This is a genomic window from Azospirillum sp. UFLA03-27 (assembly GCF_059803775.1).
The window spans coordinates 1-18,754 of sequence record NZ_JAUQTX010000131.1; the positions used below are offsets into that span (position 1 = coordinate 1).

The 18,754-nt window shown below is 68.1% G+C and carries 17 protein-coding genes; 8 read left to right on the forward strand and 9 right to left on the reverse strand.

Features of this window, described 5'->3' with window-relative positions; genetic code table 11:
- Position 1: 1 nt before the first annotated feature.
- Both Q4I23_RS19245 and lptG read right to left on the reverse strand, forming a co-directional pair.
- Complete coding sequence (locus Q4I23_RS19245; RefSeq protein WP_498527241.1) at positions 2-841, reverse strand: SurA N-terminal domain-containing protein; 840 nt, start codon at positions 839-841, stop codon at positions 2-4.
- 139 nt (positions 842-980) lie between these two features.
- On the reverse strand, positions 981-2,075 hold the full coding sequence (gene lptG / locus Q4I23_RS19250) for an LPS export ABC transporter permease LptG (protein WP_014197489.1): 1,095 nt from the start codon (positions 2,073-2,075) through the stop codon (positions 981-983).
- A 226-nt stretch (positions 2,076-2,301) separates the two neighbouring features.
- Here lptG and Q4I23_RS19255 point away from each other — a divergent pair, with 226 nt between their 5' ends.
- The 3 genes from Q4I23_RS19255 to Q4I23_RS19265 all read left to right on the forward strand — a co-directional run bounded on the left by Q4I23_RS19255 (position 2,302) and on the right by Q4I23_RS19265 (position 5,846).
- Entirely contained in the window at positions 2,302-3,804 is a 1,503-nt protein-coding gene (locus tag Q4I23_RS19255; RefSeq protein WP_454017626.1) for a leucyl aminopeptidase, read from the forward strand.
- 143 nt (positions 3,805-3,947) lie between these two features.
- A complete protein-coding gene (locus Q4I23_RS19260) occupies positions 3,948-4,397 on the forward strand; it encodes a DNA polymerase III subunit chi (protein ID WP_498527242.1) in 450 nt (149 codons plus the stop codon).
- 201 nt (positions 4,398-4,598) lie between these two features.
- A complete protein-coding gene (locus tag Q4I23_RS19265) occupies positions 4,599-5,846 on the forward strand; it encodes an ATP-binding response regulator (RefSeq protein WP_498527243.1) in 1,248 nt (415 codons plus the stop codon).
- A gap of 45 nt (positions 5,847-5,891) precedes the next feature.
- Here Q4I23_RS19265 and Q4I23_RS19270 read toward each other — a convergent pair whose 3' ends face one another.
- The 5 genes from Q4I23_RS19270 to Q4I23_RS19290 all read right to left on the reverse strand — a co-directional run bounded on the left by Q4I23_RS19270 (position 5,892) and on the right by Q4I23_RS19290 (position 12,294).
- Positions 5,892-7,208 carry an MFS transporter gene (locus Q4I23_RS19270; RefSeq protein ID WP_498527244.1) on the reverse strand — a complete coding sequence of 439 codons (1,317 nt, stop codon included), beginning with the start codon at positions 7,206-7,208 and terminating at the stop codon, positions 5,892-5,894.
- 220 nt (positions 7,209-7,428) lie between these two features.
- On the reverse strand, positions 7,429-8,544 hold the full coding sequence (gene spbR, locus Q4I23_RS19275; RefSeq protein ID WP_498527245.1) for a SpbR family protein: 1,116 nt from the start codon (positions 8,542-8,544) through the stop codon (positions 7,429-7,431).
- A 149-nt stretch (positions 8,545-8,693) separates the two neighbouring features.
- Positions 8,694-8,960, reverse strand: a complete 267-nt coding sequence (locus Q4I23_RS19280) for a neuropeptide-like protein 29 (RefSeq protein ID WP_498527246.1) — start codon at positions 8,958-8,960, stop codon at positions 8,694-8,696.
- Between the two features lie 104 nt (positions 8,961-9,064).
- Positions 9,065-11,203: an excinuclease ABC subunit UvrB gene (uvrB, locus tag Q4I23_RS19285; protein WP_498527247.1), complete on the reverse strand. Its 2,139-nt coding sequence runs from the start codon at positions 11,201-11,203 to the stop codon at positions 9,065-9,067.
- A gap of 218 nt (positions 11,204-11,421) precedes the next feature.
- The gene (locus Q4I23_RS19290; RefSeq protein ID WP_200483878.1) at positions 11,422-12,294 is read right to left on the reverse strand and encodes a branched-chain amino acid aminotransferase; all 873 of its coding nucleotides are present in this window, start codon (positions 12,292-12,294) and stop codon (positions 11,422-11,424) included.
- 140 nt (positions 12,295-12,434) lie between these two features.
- On the opposite strand from Q4I23_RS19290, the gene Q4I23_RS19295 reads away from it, so the two are divergent.
- Positions 12,435-12,947: a MarR family winged helix-turn-helix transcriptional regulator gene (locus Q4I23_RS19295; protein WP_035676767.1), complete on the forward strand. Its 513-nt coding sequence runs from the start codon at positions 12,435-12,437 to the stop codon at positions 12,945-12,947.
- A 37-nt stretch (positions 12,948-12,984) separates the two neighbouring features.
- Here Q4I23_RS19295 and Q4I23_RS19300 read toward each other — a convergent pair whose 3' ends face one another.
- Together Q4I23_RS19300 and Q4I23_RS19305 are read right to left on the reverse strand one after the other, a co-directional pair.
- Complete coding sequence (locus tag Q4I23_RS19300) at positions 12,985-13,242, reverse strand: hypothetical protein (protein WP_498527248.1); 258 nt, start codon at positions 13,240-13,242, stop codon at positions 12,985-12,987.
- Positions 13,243-13,395: 153 nt separating this feature from the next.
- A complete protein-coding gene (locus Q4I23_RS19305; protein WP_014197503.1) occupies positions 13,396-13,602 on the reverse strand; it encodes a cold-shock protein in 207 nt (68 codons plus the stop codon).
- A 324-nt stretch (positions 13,603-13,926) separates the two neighbouring features.
- Here Q4I23_RS19305 and Q4I23_RS19310 point away from each other — a divergent pair, with 324 nt between their 5' ends.
- From Q4I23_RS19310 to Q4I23_RS19325, 4 genes are all read left to right on the forward strand, one after another.
- Positions 13,927-16,083 (forward strand): ATP-binding protein, encoded by a 2,157-nt coding sequence (locus tag Q4I23_RS19310; RefSeq protein WP_498527249.1) that lies wholly within the window; start codon positions 13,927-13,929, stop codon positions 16,081-16,083.
- A gap of 74 nt (positions 16,084-16,157) precedes the next feature.
- Positions 16,158-16,856, forward strand: coding sequence for a response regulator (locus tag Q4I23_RS19315; protein WP_035676932.1), 699 nt, complete (start codon positions 16,158-16,160; stop codon positions 16,854-16,856).
- Positions 16,857-16,905: 49 nt separating this feature from the next.
- Positions 16,906-18,273 (forward strand): ATP-binding protein, encoded by a 1,368-nt coding sequence (locus Q4I23_RS19320; protein WP_498527250.1) that lies wholly within the window; start codon positions 16,906-16,908, stop codon positions 18,271-18,273.
- A gap of 19 nt (positions 18,274-18,292) precedes the next feature.
- The gene (locus Q4I23_RS19325) at positions 18,293-18,625 is read left to right on the forward strand and encodes an HNH endonuclease (protein ID WP_498527251.1); all 333 of its coding nucleotides are present in this window, start codon (positions 18,293-18,295) and stop codon (positions 18,623-18,625) included.
- Positions 18,626-18,754: the final 129 nt, after the last annotated feature.

An 18,754-nucleotide genomic window follows, 5' to 3' on the forward strand; every position in this document is an offset into this window, starting at 1 on the left:
GTTATAGTCTCGTGGGCTCGGAGATGTGTATAAGAGACAGCATGGTGGACAGGGTCTTGTCCAGTTCCGCGTTCAACTCGCCCGTGCGGACCCAGCCCATGTCGCCGCCCGAGGCGGCGCCGGCGGACTGCGAGAACTGGCGGGCCAGGGCGGCGAAGTTTCCGCCGCGGCGGACTTCTTCGACCAGCCGCTCGGCGTTGCGCCGCACCTCCTCGTCCTGGTCGGGGCTGTCCACGGCCAGGAAGATCTCGGCCACCAGATACTCCGGCTTGCCGATGTTGGCCTTGATGCGCTGCATCACGGCGTCGATCTCCTCGTCGCCGATCACCACCTCCTGCCGGATGCGGCGCTGCATCACCCGCTGCCAGGACAGCAGGGCCCGCACCTGCTCGCGCAGGGTGGAAACCGGGACGTTCTGGGTCTTCAGCAGGGTTTCGAGCTGCGGGCGGCCCATACGGTTCTGTTCGGCGATGCGCCCGATGGCCTCGTCGATCTCCTTGGACGGGACCGAGACGCCGAGACGCTTGGCCTCCTGCAACTGGAGCCGTTCGTCGATCAGCTGGCGAAGCACCTGCGGGGTCAGGCGCTGGCGCGTCTCCGCGCTGTCCTGGGCACCGGCGTTCAGCAGGGCGAGGCGGATTCGCGCGTGCACGTCGGACAGCGAGATGACCTCGTCGTTGACGACGGCGGCGATGCGTTCCGCGGGGCCTTGCGTTCCCGCAGCAGGGCTGTTTGGAGCGTTGGGAGCCCGCGTCTGGGCCGCGGCGGGCGCGCCGGCGGCAAGAAGGGCGCAGGCGGTCGCCACGGCGAAGGCAGACCGGACGGCTCGCAAACTCTGCATGGTGCTCCAGACTCCAGAGGTGGTTGCCGTTTAATACGGCCCCCCCGGGCGCGTGTAAACGGAATCGTGGACCGCATCCTGGAACGGAATTGTGTCCAAAGACCGGGCGGCCGGCGTCAGCCCTGCTCCGGATCCGGCGTCAGCCGTCCTCCAGATGCAGCAGCACCGCGGTGCCGAGCAGCACGCTGACGCAGGCCGGGCTCCAGGCCGCCATGGCCAGCGGGATGGTTTCGGAGATGCCGAAGGTGCGGATCACGTCGGTCATCACGAACAGCACGAATCCGGTCAGAACGCCGCCGGACACCATCGTCATCGTGCCGCCGCGCCGCGGCAGCCGCAGCGAGAAGGCCGCGGCGAACAGCACCATCGCCACATAGAGCAGGGGCTGCGACAGCAGCGACTGGTAATGCAGACGGTGGCGGACCGCCGGAAAACCGGTGGCCTCCAGCGTGCGGATGAACTGCGGCAGATCCCAGAAGGAGATCGTCTCCGGCGCGGCGAAGCTTTCCTCGATGGTGGTCCGGTTCAGCTCCGTCGGGATGACGTAGGTCGGGACCGTCTCCGACTCCTTCTTGCCGAGGTTGATCGTCGCGTCCTGCAATTCCCACTTCCGGTCGCGCAGCACGGCGCGCGGCGCGTCCACCCGCCCGATGTAGGTCATGTTGGTGTCGAAGCGCAGGACGATCACCTGGCTCATCTCGAAGGTCAGCGGGTTCACACCGTCGGCGTGGATGAAATACTGCTCCCCCGCCTCCTGCTGGCGCAGCCACAGGCCGCTGCGCGAGACGTCGAAGCTGCTCGACTTCAGCTTCAGATAGCGGTCCTGAAGCTGGTTGTACTTGGCGATGAAGACCGCGCCGACCGGGTTGATCATCGTCACCTTGACGGCACCGATCATCAGCGCGGCGATCAGCACCGGGGTCAGGAACTGCCACGCCGACACGCCGACCGCGCGGGCCACCACCAGCTCCGCGCTGCGCGTCAGCCGCCAGAAGGTGAACATGCCGCTGAACAGGATCACGAAGGGAAAGATCTGCTGGCCGATCTCCGGCAGCTTCAGCAGGGCCATGCGCAGGACCAGCCAGAAGGTGATGTCCGGCTTGGTCCCGGCGCGGCGCAGCAGTTCCACGACGTCGAGCAGCAGGATGATCGACAGCAGGATGCCGAGCAGCAGCAGGAACCAGGTGACGAACTGGCGCCCGATGTAGCGCGACAGCGTGGCGGATGAATACATGGGCTCCGGCCTCCCCGGCCGATCGACGGGCGGTACGCGGCGCGCCGGAGGCTTCCACCACGGCGTGCCGGGGCTATGTACTGCGGACGGGCGCGGGAAACAACCGGTCCGCGCCTTGACAGGGCGCACGGGAAGGTCTTTATCCCAGGGTGGTTGCGGATCGATCCCACCCGCCCCGGCGCCCGCGCGCCGGCCGTCCCAGCCGAGAGGAGCCCGAGAGGAGCCGATGAAGTTCGCCTTTGCGAAGCCCGCGCTGCCCAAGTCCGGCACCGTCGCCGTCACCGTCGCCACCGATCGCGCGCTCGGCGCCGCGGGGCGGGATCTCGACCAGAAGACGGGCGGCACGCTGTCCCGCGCCATGAAGGCCAGCCGCTTCACCGGCAAGAAGGAGGAGACGCTGGCCATCCTCGCCCCCGCCGGGGTCGAGTTCGACCGCGTCCTCCTGGTCGGCGTCGGCAAGGGGGAGGATCTATCCGAGGCCGCCCTCCAGGCCGTCGGCGGCGCCATCGTCGCCGCCCTGGACAAGTCCGGCGAGGCGGAGGTCTCCGTCCTGCTCGACCTGCCGGACGGCGGCACCGTGGCCCCCGACGCCGCGGCGGCGGAACTCGCCTTCGGCGCGCAGCTCCGCTCCTACCGCTTCGACAAGTACCGGACGACCGAGAAGAAGGAGGCCAAGCCCTCCCTCAAGAAGATCATCGTCCTGACCGCGGAGCCGGACGCCGCCAAGCGCGCCTATGGCCGCCTGGAGCCGCTGGCCGAGGCCGTCGCCTACACCCGTGATCTGGTGTCGGAGCCGGCCAACGTCCTGAATCCGGAAAGCCTCGCCGACCGCTGCCGGGACCTGACCGACGTCGGCCTGCAGGTCGAGGTGCTGGACCTCAAGAAGCTGAGGAAGCTCGGCATGGGCGCGCTGATCGGCGTCGCCCAGGGCAGCGCCTTCGAGCCGCGCGTTGTCGTGATGCGCTGGGACGGCGCCCCCGACGCCGAGGACCGCCGCCCGCTCGCCTTCATCGGCAAGGGCGTCACCTTCGACACCGGCGGCATCTCCATCAAGCCCGCCGCCGGGATGGAGGACATGAAGTGGGACATGGGCGGGGCCGCGGTGGTCATCGGCACCATGCGCGCGCTGGCCGCCCGCAAGGCGAAGGTCAACGCCGTCGGCATCGTCGGCCTGGTCGAGAACATGCCGTCCGGCACCGCGCAGCGGCCCGGCGACGTGGTGACCTCGCTGTCCGGCCAGACCATCGAGGTGATCAACACCGACGCCGAAGGCCGCCTCGTCCTGGCCGACTGCCTGACTTACGCGCAGGAGACCTTCAAGCCGCGCCTGCTGGTGGACCTCGCCACGCTGACCGGTGCGGTCATCATCGCGCTGGGCCATGAGCACGCCGGCCTGTTCGCCAACGACGACTGGCTGGCCGAGAACCTTCTGGCCGCCGGCAAGTCGGTGGGCGAGCCGCTGTGGCGCTTGCCGATGGGCGACGCCTACGACAAGGACATCAACTCCGACATCGCCGACATGAAGAACGTCGGGTCGGGCCGCGGGGCCGGCAGCATCGTCGGCGCGCAGTTCCTCAAGCGCTTCGTCGAGGACCTGCCCTGGGCGCACATCGACATCGCCGGCGTCGCCTGGTCGAAGAAGGACACGGCCATCGTGCCGAAGGGCGGCACCGCCTTCGGCGTCCGCCTGCTCGACCGCTTCGTGGCGAACTATCATGAGAGCAAGTAAGGTTTAGCCCTCTCCCCTCCGGGAAGAGGGTGGCCCGTAGGGCCGGTGAGGGGGTTGCGCTTTTGCCGAATGCACCGACACGCATATCCCCCTCACCCCAACCCTCTCCCCAGACGGGAGAGGGGCATCTCGACGATGAGGCCATGACCGAGGTCCGTTTCTATCACCTCCAGCGGCGCACGCTCGAACAGGCGTTGCCGAAGATTCTGGAAAAGGTCCTGGAGCGCGGTTGGCGCGCCGTCGTCCTGGCCGGCTCGCCGGAGCGGGTGGACGCGCTCAATCAACATTTGTGGACCTACGACCCTTCCTCCTTCCTGCCGCACGGCGCGTCCCGCGACGGCTTCGCCGCCGAACAGCCGGTCTGGCTGACCGCCGAGGAGGAGAACCCCAACGGGGCCACCGTCCTGGTTCTGGTGGACGGGGTGACCAGCGACGCGATGGGCTCCTTCAACCTCGTCTGCGACCTGTTCGACGGAAACGACGGCGACGCGGTGCTCGCTGCCAGGGACCGTTGGAAGATCTGCAAATCCGCCGGACACGCCCTCACCTACTGGCAGCAAAACGACCGCGGCGGTTGGGAAAAGCGCGCCTGAAACCAAGGACTGTTATAGGTTTTAAAGAATTCTTCGAGTGATACCGCTAACGCGACGTAATATTGCATTCCTTTGTCACCACCGGTCTTGACGGGCCTCCTGTGCGCAAGGTTAATCTAAAACCCGTAAAATCCCGCGGGGCGGCGCACAGGTGGAGGGCAGCATGCAAAGGTGCGTCGGACCGGCAGCGGCGGCACCGCCATGACCCGCAGCGCTCTCGACCCGACGCTCGCTCGCGACGTCAAGGACGCCGCCATTCTGATTGTCGACGACAACGCGTCGAACGTCGATCTGGTGCGCGACATCCTGACCCACGAGGGCTACACCGCCGTGCGGGGGGAAACCGACCCCCGGCGGGTTCCCGCGCTCTGCGAGGCGCAGCGCTTCGACCTTCTCCTCATCGACATCCGCATGCCGCACATGAGCGGCTTCGATCTGATGGAGCGCGTCAACACCCTGTACAGCGACGATTACGTGCCCATCCTGGTGCTGACCGCCCACACCGACCAGGAGACGCGGCGGCGCTCGCTGGAGCTGGGGGCCAATGACTTCCTCACCAAGCCCTTCATCGCCTGGGAGCTGCTGCACCGCGTGCGCAGCGTGCTGGAAATCCGCAAGCTCTACCAGCGCGCCGCCGAGCAGAACCGCGGGTTGGAGCGCCGCGTGTCAGAGCGCACGGCGGAACTCAGCACCGCCCTGGAGGCGGCACGGCAGGCCGACCGGGCCAAGCTCGACTTCCTCTCGGTGACCAGCCACGAGTTGCGGACCCCTCTGAACGCCATCATCGGCTTTGCCGAGGTGCTGTCCAGCGAGGCGCACGGGCCGCTCGGCCACGACGACTACATGGACTATGTCCGGCTCATCGAGGAGAGCGGCAAGGCGCTGCTCGGCATGGTCAACAACATCCTGGACTTCACGCGGGGGTCCGGCGGCATCGACCTTGCCGAGTCGACCATCGACCTGCCCGGCCTGCTGATCCAATGCATCGATCTGCTCGGCGCCAAGGCGCAGGCCAAGTCACAGACCATCACGCTTCAGCCGGGACCGCCCGTCACGCTGCGTGCCGACCAGCGCCGCTTGGCGGAGATGATCGTCCATCTGCTGGACAACGCGGTGAAGTTCGGTCACCGGGGCGGGCGGGTCTCGCTGCGGATCGCCCTGCAGAGCGGGATGGTCGCCGTCGCCGTCGCCGACGACGGCCCCGGAATTCCGCCGGACATCGTCGACCACGTCTTCAGCCCGTTCATCCAGGGCGAACGTTCGCTCGTGCGCCAGCACGAGGGCATCGGGCTCGGCCTGCCCATCGTCCGCCGCTTCGCCGAACTGCACGGCGGTCGCGTGGAGTTGGACAGCGCACCGGGGCACGGCACGACGGTGACCATCCTCCTGCCCGCCGCCCGCCTGACGGCCCCGCCCATCGCCGGCCTCAGGGAATTTCGGGCGTTCTAAAAGTGTCCCCGGTTCCGGATGGGTTGAGCCCCGGCATCGGACGGGTCATTCGGCGAGGCTGGGCTCTTCCAACGGTCCGATCCCAGCCTCGGCAGGGGTGGCCGGAGCGGATTCCGGCAACCCGAGGAACAGGGCGGCCAGCGCGATCAGGGCCATCGCCCCAGCCGTGAGGAAGGCGGCGGAATAGCCGAAACGATCCACGATCACGCCGGTGACGAAGCCGCTGGTCGCGGCCCCCACGCCCTGCATCGTGGCGACCGCCCCGAAGGCAAGGTTGTAGCGCCCGGTTCCGCGCATCAGATCGGCGATTACCAGCGGCGTCAGGGCTGTGAAGATCCCGGCGCCCACCCCGTCCAGAAGCTGGACGCCAATCAGCCAGGCGCTGTTGTCCGACAGGGTGTAGAGGACGGCCCGCAGGGGCAGGATGGCGAAGCCGACCAGCAGGATCGGCTTGCGGCCCAGACGGTCGGCCGTCCGCCCGACCAGAATGGCGATGGGAAGCATGACGAGCTGGGCGGCGATGATGCAGGACGACATCATGACCGTCGCCCATTCCGGGTGCGCCGCGGCCAGCTTCTGCCCGACCAGCGGCAGCAGGGGCGCGTTGGCGAAATGGAACAGCAAGGCGCAACTGCCGAAGATCAGCAACGGCCGGCAATGGACCAGGATGCCCATGCCGCAAACCTTCTCCCCGTCGGCCGCTCCGCCTTCCGACCCGCCGCCTGCCGGCGCCTCCACCCCGCGGGCTCGGCGCTGGTCGATGGCGGAGGCCGGGATCGACAAGACGGCGATTGATGACAGGACCGCAAACACCGGCACCAGCAGAAAGACCGCCTGCTGGGAGAACAGCCAGCCGACCAGCCCGGCGAGCGCCGCCACGCCGACGTTGCCCGCATGGTCGAAAGCGGCGTTGCGCCCCATCCGCCGGGCGAGCATGCGCTGCGGGACGAGGCCGAGGGTCAGGGCCGCCACCGCCGGACCGAACACGTCCCCGACCACCGCGATCAACGTGTTCGCGATCAGGACCGGCCAGAAGTTGGGGAACAGGTAGATGCACAGCGCCCCCGCGCCGAGCACGGCCAGCGCCAGGACGATGGCCTCGCGCTTGCGGTGGGTGGAGTCGATGGCCGCCCCGATGGGCGTCTGCACGGCAAGCCCGAGCCAGCCGGCCAGACTGGTCACCAGCCCGACCTCAGACTGGCTCCAATGCTGCTGGGTCACCAGAAAGACGTTGAGATAAGGGCCGAGCGCCCCACGCACGTCCGCCAGCAGGAAGTTCACGGCGTCCAGCGACGCCGGCCGGAAGCTGTGACCGGATTCATCCGGAACCACCGCCTCCCGTCCCTTGCTCTCATCGGGCAACCGCGTTCCCCCTTCCAAGGTTCTGGCAGGAAAGACCGCGGCCAGACGCAAAGGTTAGGAACAGCGGGCATCAAAAAATGGCACCGTGAGGCAGGCTGCTCAAGGTGATCGTGAGGGCGTGCTCAGATCACGTCAAAGCCTTATCAAATGATGAGCTGCCAACCCCGTTTGATACCGCAACCGAAAACTGCAGGCCGAGCAATTTTCGAAGGCTCCAGCGTTAATTCGTTTCCTCGCGCATGAGGTCGCCCAGCTTGTCGAGCAGGTAATCCAAATCCTCCGCCGCCAGATCCTCGTACTGGGTCAGGATGCGCTCGATCACCCGACGGCGGTGGCGTTCGATGTCGTGCGCCTCGCCGTCGTAGGGGGTCTCTTTCAGCACGTCCAAGGCGATCCGGCAGGCGGGCAGCAGGGCCGGCGGCTGCTTGGCCTTGTCGTAGATTGACTTCAGACCCAGCCGCCCAGCGTCGTGGATCAGCAGACGGGCGTTGGTCAGAGGCACGTTGGCCAGATGGGACAGCGCCGTCTCGAAGAAGGCGCTGTCGCCCATACACAGCGCCCGCACCAACAGCGACGGGGTCAGGCGGCCGCTGCGCGACAGCTGCGCGACCAGCCGCTCCAGCGCGCCCTCGTCGCTTTCTCCGGAGAAGAGGGCGACCGTGGCGCGCTCGCGGCTTTGCAGGATCAGGTCGGCAGCGACCTTGGCCGGGAGATCGTGGTTGGCCACCAAATGCTGTTGCAGCTTTTCCGACACCACGGCGACCAGCCGCTCGGCGATGGTGATCGGCAGGCGGACACGCTGGACCAGCGGTTCCTGCACGGTTTCGCTGTCGGCGAAGCGTTCGATGACACGGCCGAGCGTGCGCTCGCCGAGATCCGCGCTCTCGTTGGCGACCAGCACCGCCACAGCCCCTTCCGATGCGGTGTCGATCAGCGCGTCGGCGACGCTGGCCGACAGGGCCGGGCGCTGCGCGATGGCGGTGTGCTTGGCGTCGGTGCCGGTCCGCACCAGTTCGACGAGGTCGGCGTCGGTCAGCACCGTGGAGACGCTGAGCACCGGGATCGCCACGGCCTCCACGTCGCGGGCCAGCATCAGCGCGACGTCGCGCGGCAGCGCCGGGTTGGCCTTCAGGTTCTCGGCCAGCGACTGGCGCACGCGCACCACGGCGTCGCGCGCCATGAAACGGATGATGTCCTCGGCGAGCCGGCGCTCGCCGTCCGTCAAGGTGGCGGCGGAGAATTGCTTGGCAACCTTGACCGCCAGTTCGGAACGGCTGTTCGGCGACGGGTCCGACAGCAGTCTGGACACGTCGTCCTTGGTGAGTTGGTCGCTCATGGGTCCCGGACCCTTTCCTGCCCTGCTTCGCCTCCCGCGCTTCGGATTCATGCATCAGCGGGAGCGAATGTATTCAGGTCATGATCGGACCAAAGCATTGAACCTTTGTTAACGACGATTGCCGGGAGCGGGCCGGCCCCGGCCGCCTCTCACCAGCCGCCGTGGCGGTGCCCGCCGTGCGGTTTGTGGTGACGGGGGCCGCCATGATGACCACTGCGATGGCCGCCATAGTAGGGGCGGCCATACACCACGGGCGGCGGCCCATAATGGCGGTACAGCGGGCGCTCGTAATAGCCGTACCCATAGGAACGGTGTCCATAGCCATAGACGGGTCCGGGTGTCCCGGCGGCGACGTAGCAGCCGGACAGGAGAAGGGCGGTGAAGGACAGAAGAGACAGCGAGCGGAGCGTCGTCATTGGCGTTCCTGTGCCAGGGGTCGCGGCCCGGCGAGCGGGCCGTACTGGCAGGATGAACGCCTGGAAGGGGGATATTATTCCCGAAGTGGTTCCGCCCTTTCCCGTCAGCGCCGTCCCCGCCGCCCCTGTTTCTTCGGCGCGCCCTCGGGAATGCCGCGGCCCTGGCGGGCGGAACTGATGCCGATGCTGCCCGGCTGCTCCAGCCCGAGGTCCATCGCCTCCAACCGGCGGAGTTCGTCGCGCAGGCGGGCGGCCTCCTCGAACTCCAGGTCGGCGGCCGCAGCCTTCATGCGCTTCTCCATGTCGGCCATTACGGACTTCAGGTTGTGGCCGACCAGTTCCGACGCGTTCAGGCCGGTCTTCACGGTGACGTGGTCGCCGCGCTCGTAGACGCTCTCCAGGATGTCGCCGATGGCCTTTTTCACGGATTCCGGCGTGATGCCGTGCTCCAGATTGTAAGCCCGCTGCCTCTCGCGGCGGCGCGCCGTCTCGTCGATGGCGTACTGCATGCTGCCGGTGATCCTGTCGGCGTAGAGGATCGCCCGCCCCTCAATGTTGCGGGCGGCGCGGCCGATGGTCTGGATCAGCGAGGTCTTGGAGCGCAGATAGCCCTCCTTGTCGGCGTCCAGAATGGCGACCAGCGAGCATTCCGGGATGTCCAGCCCCTCACGCAGCAGGTTGATGCCGACCAGCACGTCGTAGGCGCCGAGCCGCAGGTCGCGGATGATCTCGATGCGCTCCAGCGTCTCCACGTCGGAGTGGATGTAGCGCACGCGCAGCCCCGCCTCGTGCATGTATTCGGTCAGCGCCTCGGCCATCTTCTTGGTCAGGGTTGTGACCAGCACGCGGTTGCCCTTCGCCACCACCTCCTTGCACTCGTGGATCAGGTCGTCCACCTGCGTCTCGGTGGGGCGGATGATCACCTCCGGGTCGATCAGGCCGGTCGGGCGGACCACCTGCTCGGCGAAGACGCCGCCGGTACGCTCCATCTCCCAGGGGCCGGGAGTGGCCGAGACGAAGACCGTCTGCGGGCGCATGCCTTCCCACTCCTCGAACTTCAGCGGGCGGTTGTCCATGGCGCTGGGCAGGCGGAAGCCGTATTCGGACAGCGTCTCCTTGCGCATCCGGTCGCCGCGGTACATGCCGCCGATCTGCGGCACCATGACGTGGCTTTCGTCCACGATCAGCAGCGCGTCGCCCGGCAGATACTCGAACAGCGTCGGCGGCGGCTCGCCCGCCGCGCGGCCGGTCAGGTAGCGGGAATAGTTCTCGATGCCGGCGCAGGCGCCGGTGGCCGCCATCATCTCGATGTCGAAGGTCGTGCGCTGCTCCAGCCGCTGCGCCTCCAGCAGCTTGCCCTGGGCGTTGAACTCCTCCAGCCGGAGCTTCAGCTCGCGCTTGATCTGCTCGATGGCCTGATTGAGCGTCGGCTTGGGCGTCACATAGTGGCTGTTGGGATAGATACGCACGGCTTCCAGCGAGGCGATCTTCTCGCCGGTCAGCGGATCGATCTCATGGATGCCCTCGATCTCGTCGCCGAACAGCGAGATGCGCCAGGCGCGGTCCTCCATGTGGGCGGGGAACAGCTCCACGGTGTCGCCGCGCACCCGGAACAAGCCGCGCCCGAAGGCCGCATCGTTGCGTTTGTACTGAAGCTCGGTCAGCTTGCGCAGCAGGTCGGGCTGGGCGACGACCTGGCCCTTGCGCAGATCGACGGTCATCTCCGAATAGGTCTCGACCGAACCGATGCCGTAGATGCAGGACACCGACGCCACGATGATGACGTCGTCCCTTTCCAGCAGCGCCCGCGTCGCCGAGTGGCGCATCCGGTCGATCTGCTCGTTGATCGAGGATTCCTTCTCGATGAAGGTGTCGGTGCGCGGAACGTAGGCTTCCGGTTGATAGTAGTCGTAGTAGGAGACGAAGTATTCCACCGCGTTGTTCGGGAAGAAGGACTTCATCTCTCCGTAGAGCTGCGCCGCCAGCGTCTTGTTCGGGGCGAGCACCAGGGTGGGGCGCTGGACGTGCTGGATGACGTGCGCCATGGTGAAGGTCTTGCCGGACCCCGTGACGCCGAGCAGCACCTGATCCTTCTCGCCGGCGCGCAGCCCCTCGGTCAGTTCCCCGATGGCGCACGGCTGGTCGCCGGAGGGCTTGAACTCCGACACCAGTTCGAACTTCTTGCCCGCCTCCAGCTTGGGCAGGGACTTCTGCGGGAGGGCAGTCAGGACGGGATGGGACATGCGGGTGCGCTCGCGCCAGGGGTACGGAACGGGAACCGAGTATATGGCCCACCCCACCCCCGCTGTCGAGCGTGGGCTTGTCCGGAGTGCCTGCTCGCGCTTCCCCCTCCCTTTCTTTCCCTCCCCCGCTTTTAGCGGACCCATGGTCCGCCTACCGCGTCAGCGCAAAGCTTTGGTTTGCGCGAGAACTGCGCAGGGGAGGGAAAGAGGGGCGTTCCTTACCCGCGCACCAGCGCGTCGTAGTCCTTCACCAGCGTCTCGCAGACGCGGCCCGGCGTGAAGCGGTAATCGCCGATCTGGCCGACCGGGGTCACTTCCGCGGCGGTGCCGGTCAGGAAGACCTCCTGGGTGTTCGCCAGTTCGTCGGGCTGGATGTGGCGTTCGATCACCTCGATGCCGCGGGCCTTGGCGAGGTCGATCACCGTACGGCGGGTGATGCCGTCCAGGAAGCAGTCGGGCTTCGGCGTGTGGATCTTGCCGTCCATCACCAGGAACAGGTTCGCCCCGGTCGCCTCGGCCAGATAGCCGCGGTAGTCGAGCATCAGCGCGTCCTGATAGCCCTCGGCCTCGGCCGCGTGCTTGGACAGCGTGCAGATCATGTAGAGGCCCGCCGCCTTCGACGCGGTGGGGGCGGTGTCCGGGGCCGGGCGGCGCCAGGGCGCCCAGGTCAGCTTGATGCCGGCCATCTTCGCCTCGGGGCTGAAATAGCTCGGCCACTGCCAGACGGCGATGGCGACGTGGATGCGGCTGGCCTGCGCCGCCACGCCCATCATCTCGCTGCCGCGCCACGCCACCGGGCGGACATAGGCGTCGGTGAAGCCCATCGCCTTCACCGTCTCGTTGGTCGCCGCGTCGATCTCCGCCACCGAATAGGGAAGTTCGAAGCCCAGGATGCGGGCCGAGGCAGCCAGACGCTCGCTGTGCTCGGTCAGCTTGAACACCGTGCCGTTGTAGACGCGCTCGCCTTCGAACACGCAGCTCGCATAGTGCAGGCCGTGCGACAGGACGTGCAGATTCGCGTCGCGCCACGGCACCAGCGCGCCGTCGTACCAGATCACGCCGTCGCGGTCGTCGAAGGGAAGGATGGACATGGCGGCTCCCACCTTGGTCTTTGGCCCGTTGCTCGGGACTTGGAATGGAATTGTCGAAAGCCGCGCTTGTCTCGCGGCCTTTGTTCGTTTATGTCTGGCTTATTGACCCATTTGTAACGAATCGCACCGATCACGTCAACATGGCTGACATAAAAGCGGGCGTGAACCAGCTTTTCCTGCGCGAAGAGGAACTTCGCACGGGCATGGAGCTGCTGTTCTACGCCTACCGGGAATTCACCGCGGAGCCGGACGAGATCCTGGCGCAGATCGGCTTCGGCCGGGCGCACCACCGCGTCATCTACTTCGTCGGGCGCTACCCGAAGATCACCGTGTCGGAGCTTCTGGCGATCCTGAAGATCACCAAGCAGAGCCTGTCGCGCGTGTTGGGGGAACTGGTCCGGCAGGAATTCATCCAGCAGCAGACGGGCGTGCGGGACCGGCGGCAGCGTCTGCTGGAACTGACCGAAAAGGGCGTGGAGCTGGAACGCCAGCTCTCCGAAACGCAGCGGCAGCGGATCGCCCGCGCCTACCGCATGGCGGGGGCGGAGGCCGTGGAGGGCTTCCGCAAGGTGATGCTGGGCATGATGGACGAAGAGGACCGGGTGAAGTTCGCTCCTCCGGTGCCGGCCCGGCTCGCCGCCGTGAAGCGGTAGGAACCGGGCCGGAAAGCCGGTCGGGCCAAGCCTTCGGTCAGCTGTCCTTGGCCGGGGTCGCTTCCGTGGTGGCGGCGGCAGGAGCCGCATCCGCCGGCGGGGTGCCGGCGGCGCCCTCCGCCCCTTCCTTGCCCGCGGCGTTCGCGGCGCCGCGGCGGCGGAAGGACGTGCGCTTGTACACCACGCTGTCCGAGGACCCCGGCGGGCACTGAACGATTTTACCCCCCTTCGCAAGAAACTCGCGGGTCATGGAGTCGAGATCATTCCGATCCGCGCTGCGGTTATCGGATGCCATGCATGCCTCCTGTGATCGTCATCGTGCCCCATGGCACCATCCGGGCGGTCCCGGTGGTCCATGGAGCATGCGTTTCTTTTGTGAAGCGGCTGTTACAGGATTGGGGGCAACCGGCCCCTGAAGAGCGGCTCCGACAAAAATCGGAGCTGAAAATCACGCTTCCTTCAGGTTGGCCGCGGCGCTCTTGCCCTTCTTGGGGTCGCGCTGGAGTTCGTAGGACAGCTTCTGGCCTTCATGAATGTTGATGCCCGACCGCTCAACGGCGGAGATGTGGACGAACACGTCGGCCGTCCCGTCATCCGGCTGGATGAAGCCGTAGCCCTTGGTGGTGTTGAACCATTTCACGGTTCCAGTAGCCATCTGGTAGTTCCTTGAACGAGGTTTCCCATGGCGCTCGTGCCACGGGTTCACATCAAATCACCGAGGGGAAGGACCAGACGCAGCGATCTGCAAGCGGACCGTAGACCCAAAGAAATTCGACTCTTTTCATGTGGGGATCGCAAGGCCGTGATGCAACCCGAACCCTTCGGGCAAAGCCCTGCGCACTTGCTTCGACTCACGACTCTTGCCTCGTTCGTCGGTGTCGTCCCTGCCCTTCGGCAGAGTTGTCCCCGGCTTGTTGCTTAGCCCATGATTTTGGCAACCCGATTCTTTTGTCTTAGCTTTCCTGAAGGAGCCGGCTGCATGCAGCGTGCCCATCTCGTGGCCGCGTTCCTGACCTTTGCCGCCCTGTGCGTCGGCGTGTCCGCCCTGTCGGTGTCCCGCGACCGCCACGCCACGCTGGAACAGGCCCGCCGGGAGTTCGCCGCCACCGCCCATCTGCTGGACGAGCACGCCAGCCGCGCCATCGAAGCCGGGGACGCCCAGTTGCGCATGCTGCTGGACGCGCTGGAGCGGTGGGACCGCCACGACCGCGCCGAAGGGCAGCGCATCCAGGCGGTGATGCGCGCCCGCGCGGAGCGCCTGCCGCAGATCAACGGCGTCTGGGTGCTCGACGCGCGGGGGCGGCTGATTCTGGACAGCGCGGAGCACCCTCCCCCTCCCCGCGACCTGTCGGATCGGGACTATGCCCAAGCCCATCTGGACTCCACGCGGGGACCGCCGCCGGGCCTGCATGTCGGGTCTCACCTGCCCGGCTCCGGCGTCATCCAGGGACGCTTCACCATCAGCCGCGCCCTGCGCGACGAAGAAGGAACCCTCCAGGCGATCGCGGTGGCGGGCATCCAGAACACCTATTTCTCGCAGATGTACGGCGAGGCCGGATGGGGCGAGGGGGCGCGTCTGGCCCTGTTCACCAGCGGCAAGGAGAAGCTCGCGGAATGGCCGCCGGACAGCGCCGTCGAGCCCCCCACCACCGCTTGGCCCCAGCCCTGGGACCCGCCGGACGGCCCGGCGATCATCGAGGGCACGCAGATCACCGCCGCGCGAATGCTGACCGGTTTCCCGATCGTCGTGGTGGCGAGCCGCCCCCTGGCCGAAGTGCTGGCCCCCTGGCGGGAACGCGCCCTGTGGACCACGGCGGTCAGCGGCGGCATCCTGACCGGGGCGTTGGTGCTGTTCGTCTTCGCCCTGGCCGGTGCCCGGCGGGAGGACGCGGTCCGGGCGGAGCTTCTGCGCGCCAACCAGAGCCTTGACGACCGCGTCCGCCAACGTACGGCGGACCTGGAGAAGGCCCTGCGCAGCGCGGAGATGGCCAGCCTCGCCAAGATGAAGGTGCTGGCGACCGTCAGCCACGACCTGCGCCAACCTCTGCAAGGCCTCGCCGCGTTCCACGAGCTGCTGCTGCAGGAGGCGCCGAACCCGACGCTCCAGCAATTGGGCGCCATGGCCTCGGCGTCGCTCCAGGCCGGGCAGCGTCTGCTCGACGATCTGCTGACCCTGTCGCGGCTGGAGGCCGGCGTGGTGCCGGTGGAGGTCAGTGCCTTCCCGCTCGCCCCGCTGCTCGACCAGCTCGCCGCTGAGTTGCGGGGGGAGGCCGAGGGCAAGGGCCTGCGGCTGATCGTGATGCCCACCACCGCCTGGGTGCTCAGCGACCCCACGCGGTTGCAGCCGATCCTGCGCAACCTGCTCTCCAACGCCGTCAAGTACACGGCGCGCGGCGGGGTGATCGTCGGGGCGCGGCGGCGCGGCGACGGCTTGCGGGTGGAAATATGGGACAGCGGCCAAGGAATCGCCGCCGCCGAGCTGGGCACGATCTGGGAGGAGTTCTACCAGATCGGCAACCCCGCCCGTGACGGGTCGCGCGGCGCCGGCCTCGGCCTGTCCATCGTCGAGCGCACCGCCCGCCTGCTTGGGCACCCGCTGGAGGTCCGGTCGCGGGTCGGCCGCGGCTCGGTCTTCACGGTCACCCTGCCCCGCGTTCCGCCCCCTGCGGTCCCGACGCCGATGGCGGTTGCACGGTCGGCGGACCCCGCCCCCCTGGCTCGCGCCGCCGAGTCCTCTCCCGGCCGTCTGGCCGGACGGCGGGTGCTGGTGGTCGAGGACGATCCGCTGCAGCGCAGTTCCCTGACACTGCTGCTGGAGCAGGCCGGAGCGGGAGTGATGGCGGCGGAGAGTTTCGATTCCGCCCTTGCCGCCGCGCAGGCCACGCTTCAGGCGCCTTCGGCGATCCTCAGCGACTACCGGCTGCCCGGCGGCACCGACGGGTTGAGCGGCATCCAGACCCTTCGCGGGGTGCTGGGACGGGAGGTTCCGGCCATCCTGCTGACCGGGGAACTGTCCGCCGACCTCGTGCGCGCCGCCAAGGACGCGGGCTGCCTCGTGCTGACCAAGCCCGCGGCGCCCAACCGCATCCTGTCCACCCTGGCGGAGCTGACCGCGGGCGCCGATGCTGCGGCTTGATACGGGACCTGATGCGTGGTCTGGCCGGCGCCGCTTCTCTTGGTGCGGGGGTGCGGTTGCGCTACAGTCGCGCCATGACCGAAGAAGACCAGCCCCACATCCTGGTCGTCGATGACGACACCCGCCTGCGCGAGCTGCTGCGCAAGTATCTCGCCGGCAACGGCTTCCTGGTGGCCACCGCGAAGGACGCCGCGGAGGCGCGGGCCAAGCTGGCCGGGCTCGCCTTCGACCTGCTGGTCCTCGACATCATGATGCCGGGCGAGACCGGGCTGGAGCTGACCGAATCGCTGCGGCGGGAGCGCGACCTGCCCATCCTGCTGCTGACCGCGCGGGGTGAGCCGGACGACCGCATCGCCGGGCTGGAGGCCGGGGCCGACGACTACCTCGCCAAGCCGTTCAACCCGCGCGAGCTGCTGCTGCGCATCAACTCGATCCTGCGCCGTCAGGCCAGCCGCCCGGCCGACCCGGTGCCGCCTCAGCCGGTTAAGCTCGGCCCGATGATCTACCTGCCCGATCGCGACGAGTTGCGGGCGGGCGAGGAGGTGGTCCGGCTGACCACCGCGGAGGCCGGGCTGCTGCGCGTGCTCGCCGCCTCTCCCGGCACCATCTTCTCGCGTGAGGAGTTGACGGAGCGCAGCAAGGTCGCCGGCAACGCCCGCACCATCGACGTGCAGGTGACCCGGCTGCGCCGCAAGATCGAACCCGACCCGCGGGAGCCGCGCTACCTCCACACGGTGCGCGGCGAGGGTTATGTGTTGAGGCCGGACCCGTAACGGGGGCCGCCGGAGCACCCAGAGGACCCAGAGCACTAGGACCAGGACCATGACCACCGACACCGCCGCCGCACCGATGCCGATGCCGATGCCGCGCCGCGAGCAGACGGGGCTGCTGAAGCGGTTCCTGCCGCGGACGCTGTTCGGCCGCTCGCTGCTGATCATCGTGACGCCGGTCATCCTGGCCCAGGCGGTGGCCACCTGGATCTTCTACGACCGCCACTGGGACACCATGACGAACCGGCTGGCCTTCGCGGTGGCCGGCGACATCGCCATGGTCATCGGCATGCTGGAGCACGACCCGACCCCGGAGGGGCGCAACTGGACGCTGGCCGCCACCGCGCGCAGCACCGACCTGATCGTGACGCTGGAGCCCGGCAGCACCCTGCCCGACCACCCGCCGAAGCTGCGCGGCATGCTGGAGAACACGCTCAGCAAGGCGCTGCACGAGCGGGTGCGGCGACCCTTCGCCATCAACACCCGCATCACCCGCGAATGGTACGAGATCCGCGTGCAGATGCCGGACGGCGTGCTGTCGGTGATGTCGCCGGAACGCCGCCTGTTCAGCCCGACCAGCTACATCTTCATCCTGTGGATGGTCGGTTCGGCCCTGGTGCTGTTCACCGTCGCCATCATCTTCATGCGCAACCAGATCCGCCCCATTAAGCGCTTGGCCGCCGCGGCGGACGCGCTGGGCAAGGGCCGCGACGTGCGCAACTTCAAGCCGGAGGGAGCGACCGAGGTGCGGCAGGCCGCCGTCGCCTTCCTGCGCATGCGCGAGCGCATCCACCGTCAGATCACCCAGCGGACGGAGATGCTGGCCGGCGTCAGCCACGACCTGCGCACGCCGCTGACCCGCATGAAGCTGGCGCTGGACATGATCGGCGACGGGCCGGAGGTCGAGGAGCTGCTGACCGACGTGACCGAGATGGAGACGATGATCGAGGGCTATCTGGCCTTCGCCCGCGGCGAGGGCACGGAGGCCGTTCAGCCGACCGACCTGACCCGCATCCTGAACGAGGTGGTCTCCGGCGTCCGTCGCGAGGGGGCGGAGGTGGCCCTGGCGGCGCCGGACGGGCTGACCCTGCCGCTGCGCCCCAACGCGACCCGCCGCTGCCTCGCCAACCTGCTGTCCAACGCGCGGCGCCACGGCGACCGCATCTGGGTGCGGGCGGAGCGGGAGCACGGCTTCATCAACATCCTGGTGGACGACGACGGGCCGGGAATCCCGCAGGTTTCCCGCGACGACGTGTTCAAACCCTTCTTCCGGCTGGACAGCTCCCGCAACCAGGCGACCGGCGGGGCCGGGCTGGGGCTGACCATCGCCCGCGATGTCGCCCGCAGCCACGGCGGCGACATCACGCTCAGCGACAGCCCCTACGGCGGCCTGCGCGTGCTGATCCGACTGCCGGTGTGAACCTCTGAAGGACGCCACCATGGCCGTCAGCCCCGACGACTACCGCCTCATGGACGTTCTGCAAGGCGGGCGCTGCTTCTATTGCGGGGAGCCGGTGGGAGCCAAGGCGACCTTCGACCATCTGATCCCGCTGGCCTATGGCGGCCTCGACGCGGCGCCGAACGTCGTGCTGGCGCACCGCCGCTGCAACCAGCGCAAGGCCGACCGCCTGCCGACGCCGGAGGAGATCGACCGCTTCGTCACCGAGCGCCGCCGCAGCCGGTTGGGCGTCTGGCCGCCCCTGCTGGCGCTGCGGGACGCCGAACCGGGCGACGAGTGGATCACCGTCGCCCGCGCCATCGCCGGGCGGTGAGCGCCGGGCGGTGAGCGCCGGCCCTCCTGAGCCCTCTTGACGGCGGCCCCGCCTTCTGGCCCGATCACTGGAACGATAAACAAGGTTAATTCGGGAGCGTTCGATGGCGGATCGGTACGACGTCGTGAT